This window comes from Sphingopyxis sp. OAS728 (genome assembly GCF_014873485.1).
Lineage (GTDB): Bacteria > Pseudomonadota > Alphaproteobacteria > Sphingomonadales > Sphingomonadaceae > Sphingopyxis.
Map to the genome: position 1 here is coordinate 1801481 of NZ_JADBDT010000001.1, position 12599 is coordinate 1814079.

At 62.8% G+C, this 12599-nt stretch carries 11 protein-coding genes and 1 pseudogene; 5 read left to right on the plus strand and 7 right to left on the minus strand.

The features are described 5' to 3' along the window. Positions 1-71 precede the first annotated feature (71 nt). The 4 genes from GGC65_RS08355 (at position 72) to GGC65_RS08370 (ending at position 2777) form a co-directional block, all read left to right on the plus strand. Positions 72-497, plus strand: a complete 426-nt coding sequence (locus GGC65_RS08355; protein ID WP_192646731.1) for a cupin domain-containing protein — start codon at positions 72-74, stop codon at positions 495-497. Positions 498-508: 11 nt separating this feature from the next. Continuing rightward, complete coding sequence (locus tag GGC65_RS08360; protein ID WP_192646732.1) at positions 509-964, plus strand: carboxymuconolactone decarboxylase family protein; 456 nt, start codon at positions 509-511, stop codon at positions 962-964. A 144-nt stretch (positions 965-1108) separates the two neighbouring features. Continuing rightward, positions 1109-2317, plus strand: coding sequence for an NAD(P)/FAD-dependent oxidoreductase (locus GGC65_RS08365; RefSeq protein ID WP_192646733.1), 1209 nt, complete (start codon positions 1109-1111; stop codon positions 2315-2317). Between the two features lie 46 nt (positions 2318-2363). Continuing rightward, complete coding sequence (locus GGC65_RS08370) at positions 2364-2777, plus strand: organic hydroperoxide resistance protein (RefSeq protein ID WP_192646734.1); 414 nt, start codon at positions 2364-2366, stop codon at positions 2775-2777. A 75-nt stretch (positions 2778-2852) separates the two neighbouring features. On the opposite strand, the gene GGC65_RS08375 is transcribed toward GGC65_RS08370, so the two are convergent. The 7 genes and pseudogenes from GGC65_RS08375 to GGC65_RS23765 form a co-directional block, all read right to left on the minus strand. After that, positions 2853-3311: a TonB-dependent receptor gene (locus GGC65_RS08375; RefSeq protein WP_192646735.1), complete on the minus strand. Its 459-nt coding sequence runs from the start codon at positions 3309-3311 to the stop codon at positions 2853-2855. Next, positions 3269-4972, minus strand: coding sequence for a hypothetical protein (locus GGC65_RS08380; protein ID WP_192646736.1), 1704 nt, complete (start codon positions 4970-4972; stop codon positions 3269-3271). The genes GGC65_RS08375 and GGC65_RS08380 overlap by 43 nt, the downstream gene beginning before the upstream one ends. 300 nt (positions 4973-5272) lie before the next feature. After that, positions 5273-5839 (minus strand): hypothetical protein, encoded by a 567-nt coding sequence (locus GGC65_RS08385; protein WP_192646737.1) that lies wholly within the window; start codon positions 5837-5839, stop codon positions 5273-5275. A gap of 287 nt (positions 5840-6126) precedes the next feature. Beyond that, the gene (locus tag GGC65_RS08390) at positions 6127-9480 is read right to left on the minus strand and encodes a TonB-dependent receptor domain-containing protein (protein WP_192646738.1); all 3354 of its coding nucleotides are present in this window, start codon (positions 9478-9480) and stop codon (positions 6127-6129) included. Positions 9481-9566: 86 nt separating this feature from the next. After that, positions 9567-10319 carry a FecR family protein gene (locus GGC65_RS08395; RefSeq protein ID WP_225941087.1) on the minus strand — a complete coding sequence of 251 codons (753 nt, stop codon included), beginning with the start codon at positions 10317-10319 and terminating at the stop codon, positions 9567-9569. A gap of 204 nt (positions 10320-10523) precedes the next feature. Then, positions 10524-10631 (minus strand): annotated as a pseudogene (locus GGC65_RS23760) (hypothetical protein); the annotation flags it as partial. Continuing rightward, positions 10628-11137, minus strand: a complete 510-nt coding sequence (locus GGC65_RS23765) for a sigma-70 family RNA polymerase sigma factor (RefSeq protein ID WP_192646740.1) — start codon at positions 11135-11137, stop codon at positions 10628-10630. The gene GGC65_RS23765 and the pseudogene GGC65_RS23760, both read right to left, overlap by 4 nt. A 218-nt stretch (positions 11138-11355) precedes the next feature. Here GGC65_RS23765 and GGC65_RS08405 point away from each other — a divergent pair, with 218 nt between their 5' ends. Then, the gene (locus GGC65_RS08405; RefSeq protein ID WP_225940733.1) at positions 11356-12582 is read left to right on the plus strand and encodes a serine hydrolase domain-containing protein; all 1227 of its coding nucleotides are present in this window, start codon (positions 11356-11358) and stop codon (positions 12580-12582) included. The last annotated feature ends 17 nt before the right edge of the window (positions 12583-12599 follow it).

Genomic DNA, 12599 nt, shown 5'->3' on the forward strand with positions numbered 1-12599 from the left:
ATTCCACGCTCTTCTTGGTCCTTCTTTTTGACCCGGCTCGCATCATCTTCGCCGGACAAAGGAGAATTGCCATGAAATTTGTTTCCCTGATTGCGGCAGCGTCCGCCGCCCTCGCATTGACCGTCGCGCCGCCAGCGCTCGCGCATGGCGCCGGCGAAACCGTCACGACCAACTTTGAAAAAGAAATCCCCAACATCCCGGGCAAGACGCTCGTCGCAACAGTCGTCGACTATGCGCCGGGCGCTGAATCGGCACCGCACGCGCATGCCAAGTCGGCGTTCGTCTACGCCTATGTCGTTTCGGGCGAAATCGAGTCGAAGGTCAACGACGGCCCGGCGCGCGTCTATAAGGCGGGCGAAAGCTTCTACGAGCCCCCCGCCTCGCTGCACCCGATCAGCCGCAACGCCAGCAAGACCAAGCCTGCAAGGCTGCTCGCGGTGATCGTCCTCGACAATGACGAGGTTGGCGAAATCACCACCTCGCTCGATCAGCACTGAGGAGAAGACCGATGTCCCAGCGTATCGACTATAATCAGATCGCCCCCGCCGGGGTCAAAACCCTTGGCGGCGTCTATGGCTATATCATGCAGTCCGGCTTGCCCGCCGAACTGGTCGAACTCGTCTATCTGCGCATCTCGCAGATCAACAATTGCGCCTATTGCCTCGATCTCCACACCCGCGACCTTATCCGCCGCGGTGTCGCGACCGAAAAGCTGGCGCTCGTCCAAGCCTGGCGCGAAGCGGGCGCGCTGTTCAGCGAGCGCGAGCGCGCGGCGCTTGCGTGGGCCGAGAGCGTCACGCTCGTCGCGGCCACGGGTGTGCCCGACGAGGCTTTCGAAGCGGCGCGTGCCCAGTTCGACGAAAAAGAACTTGTCGACCTGACCCTCGCCATCAGCCTGATGAACGCTTTCAACCGGATGGCGATCAGTTTTCGCAACCCGCCGCAGGGCGCCATCGCGAAATAGCAAAGCCGCTTCGCGGTCGGTGCCCATCGACCGCCTCGCGCCACCGAACCTTCCCATCTCGGCATCCTGCCGGACGTGCCGGGAAACCGCCGAGCGAGTGCGCGGCGGAACGCCTTTCTGCGTCCGGCGGACAAGGAGCATAGAATGACCCAGGATATTGTGATCGCCGGATCAGGATTTGCCGGCATGTGGGCCGCGATTTCGGCCGCGCGCGCGATCGCGCTCGCCGACCGTGAAGCGGATGTGCGCGTGACGATCGTCTCGCCCAGTCCCAATCTCGCCATCCGCCCGCGGCTTTACGAAGCGAACCTCGACGACATGAACCCCGACATCGCGCCGCTGCTCGCGGCGGTCGGCGTCCGCCACGTGGCGGGGGTCATCGAGTCGATCGACGCCGAGTGGCGCCGCCTGATCGTCGCCGGCACCGATGGCGTCCGCACCGTCATGTCGTACGACAAATTCGTGCTTGCGGCGGGAAGCCAGCTGTTTCAGCCGCCGATCCCCGGTCTTGCCGACCATGCTTTCAACGTCGACCAGTTCGCGGAAGCCCGCCGGCTCGGCGCGCATCTGGAATCGCTGGCCGACCGGCGCGACACGACGGCGCGCAACACAGTCGTCATCGCGGGCGGCGGCTTCACCGGCATCGAGACCGCCGCCGAAATGCCCGAGCGCCTGCGCGCGATCCTCGGCGATCAGGCGGCGATCCGCGTCGTTGTCGTCGAGCAAGCGCCGCACATCGGCCCCGATCTTGGCGCCAATCCCCGCCCGGTGATCGAGGAAGCGCTGGCCGAATGCGGGGTCGAAATCATCACCGGCGCCGCGGTGACCGCGATCGACGCGGACAGCGTCACATTGTCGTCGGGCGAACGGATCGCGACGAGCACCGTCATCTGGACCGCCGGCGCGCGCGCGAACCCGCTCGCGGCGCAACTCGCGGGCGAAAAGGACCGCTTCGGCCGGGTCGCCGGCGACGCCTATCTTCGCGCGCCCGACGGCGACATTTTCGTCACCGGCGACGTCGTCCGCGCCGCCACCGACGACGCCGGCAATGTCGCGGCAATGTCGTGCCAGCATGCGATGAGCCTCGGCCGCGTCGCGGGGCACAATGCTGCCGCCGAGCTCGTCGGACTGCCGCTCCATCCCTATAGCCAGCCGCGCTATGTGACCTGCCTCGACATCGGTCCGTGGGGCGCATTGTTTACCGAAGGATGGGACCGCGAGGTGCGTTTGACGCGCGAGACCGGCAAGGCGGTGAAGCGCGAGATCAACACGCGATGGATCTATCCGCCCGCCGCCGATCGCGACGCTGCCTTTGCCATCGCCGCCCCCGACCATGTCATCGTCGCAGCCTGACGATGCCGCGTTCCGACACCCCGATCCCCCAAGAAAGCGAGTCATCATGACCAAGAGCATTGTTTATACCGGAAAGACCCACACGACAGGCGGCCGCGATGGCGCCGCGCGCAGCAGCGACGGCGAACTCGACGTCAAACTGGCGCCCCCCGGATCGCCGCGGTCCGGCACCAATCCCGAACAAATGTTGGGCGCCGGCTGGTCGGCCTGTTTCCTCGGCGCGATCGGTAAGGCGGCGATCGAGATCGACCAGCGCCTTCCGACCGACGCATCGATCGACGCCGAAATCGACCTCATATCCGATGAGGCCGACGGCTATTCGCTCGCGGCGCGCCTCGCCGTCAGCCTTCCCGGCATCGACCGCGAAACCGGCGAAATGCTGATCGCGCGTGCGCACCAGCTTTGCCCCTATTCGAAGCTGTCGCGCGGCAATATCGCCGCCGAGATCGTCCTCGCCTGACCGCGCCGCCGCCGCCGTGCCTGTCGCTCCCGAGGCACGGCGGCGCTTTGCCTGCTCAAGATTGCAATCGCCGGGTCAGAATTGCTTCTGAATGCTGACTTGGACGGTGCGGCCCAGCGGATCGATTTCATGGCGGCGATATCCCGCCGGAATGCTGCCGTCGGGCAACCGGACGCGGCGATAGCTGTCGAACAGATTCTGGACGTCGAACGCGACGCGCAGCTTCGAGAGCCACGACGTCTTGCCCGAGGGGGGCGCCAGGCGTGCCGGCTCGACATAGAATCCGACATTGAATTGCGCGAAGGCCGGGTAGAAGAAATCTCCCTGCCCGCCGGGATTGCCGGCATCGCGGACGCGCGCAGCGCTTTGCCAGTTTCCGTTGAGGTTGGCGCCAAGACCGCGAACGCCGCCATTCACCTGCAACGACAGCGTGTGCCGCGACTGACCATTATCCCCGCCCAACCGGTCGAGCCGTGGAAGCCCGCGAGCCGTCAGCAATTCGCTTCGGAGCTGCCAGCTGTGGGCGAGCGACACCGTAACCTGCCCCTTGTTCCATATCCGCGCCTTGGCGCCCCCCGATCGGCCGCCTTAGCGGCACGCGACAAGAAGAGCGTGATACTGCTGCCAAGCCGCGAGGAGGAGTCGCGCTCGATCGGGATCGGCCGCGCATCGATCGAAACGAGACGTCCGTCGGCATCGCGCACGATCCGATCGGCAAAAATGCGCTCGGTCGCCGGGGTCAGCTGGGGAAAAGAGGTAATCCCGCCTCGCGCGACTTCGCGTTGATAATCGGTCGTCAACGTCACCAGCTGGTCGCCGAACGGGCGCAGCGTCGCACGGAGCGAGAGCGAGCGCTGGCTGCCGCCACGCAGATCGGGATTGCCCCCCGATATCCAGATCAATTCGGCCGTTTCCTGGCGGGCATAGTCGTAGAGCCGCAGGGCGGTTTCGACCCGCGGCGCATTCAGCAGCGTGACCGGCAGCACCATCTGGGAGAAGATCATGGCGCCGCGCAGATCCAGCCCCGCGGCGGGCGACCAGTTGAGCCCTGCCGTATAGCGCAATCGCCGCTTTTCCTCCGAGGCGATATCCATACCCCCTGCGATATCGGCCGAAATATTGCCGAGTGCGCCGATGAAAGGCGTGTCGCGGCGGGCGACGGGAATTGCAAACGACAGCTGCGTCGTGAGCTGGTCGCGCTGCAGTATATTTACATATCCATCGCCCAGCGTCGAATGCGACGCGCCGCGATTGCCGCCGATCATGGCGTTCGTGGTCAGTGGCCCCGCCGGCAACATGGCAATGCTTGTGTCGACCACAAGCTGGATGTTCCAGTTTTCGTTCGTCGACTTGCTCCTGGCGCTCCCCGATGGCGCCGCGCGTTCGAACAGCGTGTCGCTCCAACTCCGCGTATAGCCGGCGGCCAGGCTGGTGCGAAAATCGCCGACCGGTCCCGAAAGGGTCGTCGATAGACCCAGCGACCGCGAATTCTGCCTGTCTTGCAAAGTGCGCCGATCGTCACGCCCAAGCAAACCGCGGCTTGCATTGGCGCCGGCATTGAGGCTCAGCGACGCGGAAAAGTCGCCGATCGGATGCGTGATACCGGCACTGACGTCAATATTGCGGGTCGACGGCAGCAGGGTCCTGTACCGGTCCTCATCATCGAACATCGGCAACCGTTCGCTTCGCAGCAAGCGACTCTTGCGTCCGGCGCGCACGCCGGCATTCCAATAGGTATCGCCGTCGATCGCGACGCGGTTCGCCGACAGCGTCTCGCCATCGCGCCCGCCTGCGGTTGGCAGCAGCCCCGTCGAGCCGAGCGTCCAGCTGGCAAAATGCGGTTTGAGCACGAGGTTCACGACCCGTTGGTCGGCCGGATAGCCATAGCGTAGCGCGGCTTCGGGGGGCAGGATCGCCAGCCGGTTCAATGCCTCTGGCGGAAAGCCCTCGATCCCCGCCGCGTCGCCGACACGCTTGCCATTAACAAGGAGGACCGGTTTGCCCGCGCCGCCAATCTGCGGCGCAAGATCGCGGATCAACTCCCCGATGCTGAAGGCGCCGTACAGGCCGATCCGCTCCTCGTCGAGTTCGCTCTCGGGCGCGACCAGGGCTTCGCCGCGGCGCGCGGTGACGACTATTTCATTGGGATCGGCAATGACCGACAGCCCCGAAGGGTCCGATTGGCCGGCGGCCACGGGGCGGTCCATTCCGGCCCCCGGCCGGGCCGGTTGCGCATCGGCGCGTCCGGCAGCGGCCAGGTATAAAAGAGTTGCAATCGCCCGGCTTGCCAGACCGAAAAATGACCGAGAACCGTGGCGAAAGCCGGGCACGCGCGCTCCGTTGGCGCACTCCCGCCGCACGAAACGGCCGTCTGGGAACGAAGGAAAATTTCGAACCATCATATCCATGGAAAAAGCGGGCGCCCTATTGGGCGCCCGCCAGGTGGGCCGCCATCCCGACCTGATGGCGGTTCCGAGAGGACGGATCAGGACGGGTCAGATCGTGATGGTGAGATTCGTCGGACCCGAGGTCTGGGTGAGGGTTCCGATAATCTTGCAGGGATTTTCCGTGCTCCCGAGATTGCCGTCGGGGTTGGTGTCAGCAAGGTCCGAAAAGGGAGAATCAAATTCAATCTCCGGCGGCGAACCCGGAATCCAATAGACCTTGAGCACGCCCTCGCAGGCATCGGCACCGATAAGTCCCCCCAGCAGCGGCGGGATATTCACTTTCACAGTCGACAACCACAGCTCTTCCGCGGCGCTGCCGGCACCGCCCGTGCCACGCGCGTCCACCGAATAAGGCAGGTTCGAGAAGGTGATCACCGGGCATATGGTGCCGGAAGACAGGACGGGCGCGCTCGTCACATTGGCGGCAGTGCCGCTGCCCGAAACGGCGACGCTGACCGACAAATTGCAGGACGTCGCGGGGCTCAAATTCTTCTGCACAGTGACCGGTCCCGCGAAGGTGTAGGTGCCGTCGGTACCAAAATTGTCCGCCGCCTGTGCGACGCCAGGACTGGCGAGTGCAAGCGCTGTTGCGCAAAGAGCAACAATATTCCTCATATCAACTCTCCTGTTCAGATGTAATTATAATTAAACATCAAACGAATCGATGCATATTAAAAATATCGGCTCGATAAAAATCAGTCAATATTAAATACAAATTCACTATAATACGCATTTATTACTTAAAAAGTAAAATGCAAAATACCACTCACTACGAAAACTTGATTTTCGCATACCGGACTTCGATATTTTGAACTTATCAGTATTAATTGATCATCAATCAGTAATTGCTGTTACGATTCTGAATCCGAAACGGGATCGGACGCGTAGCGGCCGCTTCGGCATCAGAACCGCTTCGTCGCGCTAAATCCGATGATGCGCGGATCGAGCGTGAAGACGTTGGTGCTGAGCAGCGAATCGTCGCTGTTTGTGAAGAAGTCGGTGATCGGCGCGTCATCGAACAGATTTTTGACATAGAACTGGAAGCTCAGGTCTGAATCGGGTCGCGCGAGCGTCACGGCCAGATTGACATTGTCCCACGCCTTCAGCCGGTCATAGGGCGTGTTATAGATGCGCGCGAAGCTTTTCGATTGGCGGTAGTAATCGCCGCGGAAGGTGAGATCCCAATCGCCCATGAAAAATGTATACTGCGCACCGATATTGGCCGTGATCCGCGGCGAATTGGGCAATTCGTTGCCGCCAAGATCGGCAAAGAACCCGCGCCCGCCATTGGGTGCGCCGCTGACTTGGCTCCGCCAGGCATTGGGGTTCGCCGGATCGAAGGGAACGATCGCACCGACCTTGGCGGGGTCATAGGGCGCGGAGGGATCATAAGCGAAGCCGTAGCGTATTGCGGGATTGCCAAGCGGGGTGGTTGGGTCAAAATTGCCGAAACCGTTGGACTGGCCGCACAGTGCATAAAGCGCAGAGCCGTCAGGATCCCGCAATATTCGTTCGACATAGGCGCGCGGCGCGATGCAGTTCGAGGGAACCTGGAGGAAGGGACGAAGCAAGATCCAGTCGGGATCGCCCTGGGTCCGATCCATCACGTCGATCGACTGCGCCCCATCCTTTACCCGGGTTCTCAGGTAACCGAGATTGGCATCGACACGGAACGCGCGCGACGGCCGCCATGCGGCCTCGAACTCAAGTCCCCAGATCGTCGCATCGAAATTTTCGTTGAGCGCGATGCGGTCGACGATCTGCGATATCTGATAATCCTTATAGTCATACAGGAAACCGGTCACGTTCAACGTGAAGCGCCCGCCGTCGAAGCTGTTCTTGGTCCCGATTTCGAAGGCGTTGACATATTCAGGCTTAAAGGTCGGCGAAATATCGGAAAACTGGACATTGGCGCGGTTGATGTCCGGGCGCGCCGGGTTGGCGCCGCCGCCCTTGTAGCCGTGCGATGCCGAAGCATAGACCAGCGTGTCGTCGGTGAAGGCCAGATCGGGTTTCCAGTCGATCACCAAACGCCCGGTCGGTTTTGACCAGCGCTGGTTGAGCGGGTCGTTCGCCTTGTACCCGCCACTGATGTTGCCGCCGCTGGCGCCGGTGCCGCCGCCGCCGAGCAGGAGCTGGCTGGGATAGAGGATTGCGCGCTTGTCGTCGCGCGTGAAGCGCAGCCCGGCGGTGACTTTCAACGCGTCGGTGACGTTCCAATAGGTTTCGCCGAATATCGCCCAGGATTTCGTCTGGACATTGTTGCGGCTGCGGAAATAATTATGCCCCTGCTCGTCGAGCGAACCGATCGGATTGGGGTCGACATACACGCAGTCGCGGCCGACGACATCAGGCGGGCAATCGCGATAGCGAAAGAGACTGCCGGGGGCGCCGTCATCGAGCCGATTATTTCGGTTATAGGCGATGAACGTATAGAGATTGTTGAAGACGAAATAATCGTCCTGCGATTTGAAGTTCAGATAATTGGCGCCAAGGCTGAAATTAAACGGACCGTCGAACGCGGATTGAAGACGAAGCTCCTGCGACCATTGCCGGTTGCGCGATCGGCTGAGATCCATCGACAGCATCCGGTCCGAGCAGCCGAGCTGCGGGTCGCAAAACACACCGCCCGGCGCCGCGTGCGACTGGTCGATCGGCAGGGCATTGCGGCGGCGATCCACCAGATCCGAGGTATCGTTGAACACCGGCCCCGAGACATAACGATTATAATCCTGCGAAGAATAATAGCGATCGCGGGCATAAGCGGTCTGCGACACAAGCTTCAGCGCGTCGCTCACATCGAAATCCAGGTTGAGCTGGAAGATATCGTTTTTCGCGCGAAAGACCGGATCGATGCTCGTCGCGATTTCGCGCAGGTCGCGCGATTGCTGAACGCCCGCGAACGGATCGCCGCGCTTCAGGCCAGAGACGAGAGAGCGGCTGCCGCTCGGCGTATACCCCATATAGACATATTCGGTCGAGCCCGCGACGATCGGGGCGTAACCGCTGGCGTTGGGAGCATCATAGGAGCGCTCGTCATAGAGCGAGATGGGCAGGCAGCCCTGACTCATTCGCCCACGCAGATCGATTTCCGTGCCGCCAAATCCGTCGCCGCGCGTCCCGTCGGGCACCCGGATTCCGCCGACCGTATCCCGTCCGGGATCGCGCGCGCAAAGCTGCTTCCCGGTACGCGAACGATTATCGTCTTCATCGAAATGCTGCCAGATTGCATTGGCGCGGAAACGGTCGCTCGGTTCCCAGGCAATCGAGGCACGTGTCGACCACAGCTCACGGCCATTCACGCGCCTTTCCGTAAATGTGTTATAATCGAACCCGTCGCGACTGGTCAGCGCCCCCGCGACGCGCACCGCCAGCGTGTCCGACACCGGCACGTTGACCATGCCCGATACGCGCATCGTCTTGTAATTGCCGACCTCGACCTTCGCATCGAGCCCGAAATCCTGAAGATCGGGTAGCGCCGGAATCAGGTTGACGACACCGCCGGTGGCATTGCGTCCGTAAAGAGTCCCTTGCGGCCCGCGGAGCACCTCGACCCGCTGCATGTCGAAAAATTCGGATTCGAACAGGCGGTTGCGGATCAGCGGCGTGTTGTTGAAGCTCACCGCCACCGCAGGGTCGGTCGATGCCGATACCGCCTTGGTCCCGATCCCGCGGATCGAGATATTGTACATGCTGAAATTGGCCTTGGAGAAGCTCATGTTCGGAACCGCCCGCAGCAGTTCCGCGCCTCCCTCGATCTTATGGTCGTCGAGTGCGGCGGACGACAGCGCCGTCATCGCGATCGGCACGTCGCCGATCTTTTCTTCCTTCTTCTGCGCCGTCACGATGATATCGGTGACGTCGCTGATCTCGTTCGCCGGGTCCTGCGCCGCCACCGCGAGCGGCGCTGCGCTCGCCATCTCGACCGGAACTTGCGCGACCCGCCGCATCGGGCTGACGATGAAGATCTTGCCGTTGCGGCGATAGGCCATTCCGGTACCGCGAAGCAGCACGCGAAGTGCCTCTTCGGCGTCCGACCGCGACCGGAGCGCTTCGCTGCGCTTGCCACGCACCGCCTTGCCGTCGAAGATGACCTGCACGCCCGACGCGCGGGCGAAGGCGCGCAGCGCGCCGCCCAGATCCTGCGCCGGAATATCAAACTGTTTAACCTGCCGCGCTTCGGCCTGCGCAGGCGCCGACACAGAAACCAGCGCGCCGACGGCGAGACTCGACAACAAATAGCGACGGTTGGACATATTTCTCTCCCCCTTTATGCGAGGGATCGATATTTCCGCCCCTCTGTCATAAAGACGATCCATTCGTCAAATTCAGCCTTTGATTTTTATCTTTGGCTATTTTTTTCTTCATCTACTTTGGAATTTACTGTTTTAATAACGATGCGATGCCCCTCTTCGCGTGCCGACAGCGGGTAGAGCGACGTCACGCCCTTGACGAAGCTGTCGGTGTCGCCGGCATCGAACACGCCATTGACAATGTGGCGGCCAGCAGCCGCATCGCCGAGGACGATCGGCGATGCGGCGTAGCGATTGATCCGCTCGACCGCGTCGGCCAGCGGCATATCGACAAAATCGACGCGGCCGCCTTCCCAGCCGAGCGAGCGCTCGGCTTCGGCTGGCAGGACCTCCGCGGTTCCGGACGAAAGATCGGCCACCAATTCCTGGCCGGGCACGAGCTGGGTGGTCGCCGGGGCCGGTCGCCGAACCTTGATATTGGCCGCCGCGACCGCACGCGGAACGACCGCGACCTGTCCTTCGAACAGCAGGACGCGGAGCTGGTTGCGCAGCAGTTCGACGCTGAAACTCGTCCCGACCGCCACCACTGACTGCGATCCCGCGGTCACGGTAAACGGGCGCAGCGGATCTTTCGCCACGTCGAACTTGGCCCGGCCGCGCTCGAGCGTGACCGCACGCCGCTCGTCGGTGAACGACACAAGCATCCGGCTGGCAGCATCGAGCGAGACGCTGGATCCGTCGTCGAGCCGGACGGTCCGCCGTTCGCCGACCGCGGTGGCATAAACGTCGGGACTTTGCGCCCAGTACCAGGCGCCGCCGCCCGCCGTCAGCGCGAACGCCATCAATGCCGCGAAGGCATGGCGGCGGGTCAGGCCGCGCAAAGGCCGCTCATCATGGTTCCGGGCATTTTCCATCATCATCAACGCCTTGGCGCGAAGCGAAAGAAAGCCTGGAAGTTCTGCGATCGCGTCGGTGCACTGCCAAACCGCCACCATCTGTTCGAAACATTGGGCGTGGCGTTCGTCGGCGGCGAGCCATTCGTCGAAATCGGCCTGTTCCGCCGGTGTGAGCGGCCGCTCGGCAATCCGCAGGCACCAGGCGGCTGCCTGTTCCTCCTGTTCGGCGAAGCCGTCGTTGTCGTTCTGCGGGATCATGGCTGCAGCCTCATCCGGCGGGCGATAAAAACCAGCGCGCGCGAAATATGCTTGTCGACCGTTCGCAGGTGAAATCCGAAATTGTCGGCGATCGTCTGCTTGGGAATATCCTCGACGCGGTACAAGATGAATATCTGCTGCGTGGGTTCGGGCAGCGCCTGGATCGCGGCCCAGAGCACCGAAATACTCTCCCGCGCCGAGGCGATCCGGAAAGGATCGAGCGGGTCGATGCCCGCGCTGCCTTCGCTTCGGACAGCGTCGGAGAAATGCCGGCGCACAAGGTCGTGTCGGGCGCGATCCGTTACAAGATTCGCCGCAATCCGGAAGATATACGCGGCACTTGTTTCCTCGATGTTCGCTTGCGTCCGCATCAGCCTAACAAAAACCTCCTGGGTCATGTCCTCGGCCTCGGCCAGACTTGCGACCCGACGCGAAAAAAAGGCGATCAGCGGCGGCCGGAATTTCCGGGTTAGCCGTTCCAGTTCGGAGACAGATTCCGCTGCCACCCCCGCTCCTCCCGTTCCGTTTCCTATCTAAAACGGCCACCCGGGCAAAATGCGCCCCACTTTGTGCACCGAAACGCGCGCCCCGCTCTGCTGCGGGAGAGTCCATCAGATGTTTTCAGGTTTTTCAATGTCTTCTGGCCAGAAATTCTCCTGCCGACAATATTTCTCCTTGCGCGCGATTTCGGGCCCAGCGAATGATCGACGCGAGGGGGAAGCCAATGACGATATTCGGGCGGCGGGCCTTATTGTTCGGATCTTCGGCACTGATCGTCGGCAGCGCGGCATCCACCCGCGCCCGCGCCGGCCAAGGCCCCGACAGCAGCGCCACGTGGATCCCGTCCGGGGAACTGGTCCGCGACCTTCCGCGCCTGATGCGGATCGCCGGGGTGCCCGGCGCCGCCATCGCGGTCGTGGACCGCGGGAAACTCGCCTGGAGCCGGAGCTTCGGCGTCAAAAATATTCTCACCGGCGACCCGGTGCGCGACGACACATTGTTCGAAGCCGCGTCGATGACCAAGCCAATCTTCGCCTATGTCGTGATGCGGCTGGCCGACGAAAAACGCCTCAACCTCGACAAGCCGCTTGTCCAGTATCGCCGGCCGGCGAACTTGGGTGGCGACCCGAATCTCGAGCGCATCACCGCCCGGCACGTGCTGGAGCATTCGAGCGGCCTGCCCAACTGGGCGTCCGAACCGCTCGTCACCAGCAGCACGCCCGGATCGCGCTACAGCTATTCGGGCGAAGCCTTCATCTGGCTCCAGCTGGTCGTCGAGACGATCATGGGAATGGGCCTCGGCAGCGTGATGCGGGCCAAGCTGTTCGACCCGGCCGGCATGCCCAACAGCAGCTTCGGCTGGGACGAGGAGATCGCAGCGTCGACGGTCTTCGGCCATTCGGAACCGCCGGAAGGCGAGCAGGCGCTTCCCGCCCAGCCGACGCGCGATCTCGGCAACCGGCTGCTGCCGGTCGCTGCGAAATGGCGCAAGCCAATCGCGGCGTGGACCTTCGAAGATTCGGTCGCCGCGATGCGCGAGACCGATCCAAAGACGCCGCCGTCGACCCACGACCTGTTGGTCAATTCGGCGGGCGGGCTGCTGATGACCGTGTCCGATTATGCGAAGTTCATGGCGCTGATGATGGATCGGCCGGAGCGGGCGGCGTGGGAGATCAGCGATGCGGCCCGGCAGGCAATGCTCACCCCGCGGCTCGACGTGCGCGGGCGCGACATTTCGCGAGGGCTGGGCTGGGAACTCGAGCAATCGCCGACGGGCCTATTATTCCAGCACAGCGGCAGCAATTACGGGATTTTCAAAACGATGGGCGTTGGCGATGCCCGAAGCGGGCGGGCGATCGTCGTCTTCACCAACGCCGCGAACGGCAATGCGCTCGCGGCCCGGATCATCCGGCAGGCAACCGGGATCGACCGGTTGAAGTCGCTGATCTGACCGGCAGGCCCGGCCGA

What these genes read in the sequence shown, in the direction of transcription:
- GGC65_RS08355 (WP_192646731.1), top strand. Translation starts at nt 72, where the DNA reads ATGAAATTTGTTTCCCTGATTGCGGCAGCGTCCGCCGCCCTCGCATTG.
- GGC65_RS08360 (WP_192646732.1), top strand. Translation starts at nt 509, where the DNA reads ATGTCCCAGCGTATCGACTATAATCAGATCGCCCCCGCCGGGGTCAAA.
- GGC65_RS08365 (WP_192646733.1), top strand. Translation starts at nt 1,109, where the DNA reads ATGACCCAGGATATTGTGATCGCCGGATCAGGATTTGCCGGCATGTGG.
- GGC65_RS08370 (WP_192646734.1), top strand. Translation starts at nt 2,364, where the DNA reads ATGACCAAGAGCATTGTTTATACCGGAAAGACCCACACGACAGGCGGC.
- GGC65_RS08385 (WP_192646737.1), bottom strand. Translation starts at nt 5,839, where the DNA reads ATGAGGAATATTGTTGCTCTTTGCGCAACAGCGCTTGCACTCGCCAGT.
- GGC65_RS08390 (WP_192646738.1), bottom strand. Translation starts at nt 9,480, where the DNA reads ATGTCCAACCGTCGCTATTTGTTGTCGAGTCTCGCCGTCGGCGCGCTG.
- GGC65_RS08395 (WP_225941087.1), bottom strand. Translation starts at nt 10,319, where the DNA reads ATGGCGTTCGCGCTGACGGCGGGCGGCGGCGCCTGGTACTGGGCGCAA.
- GGC65_RS08405 (WP_225940733.1), top strand. Translation starts at nt 11,356, where the DNA reads ATGACGATATTCGGGCGGCGGGCCTTATTGTTCGGATCTTCGGCACTG.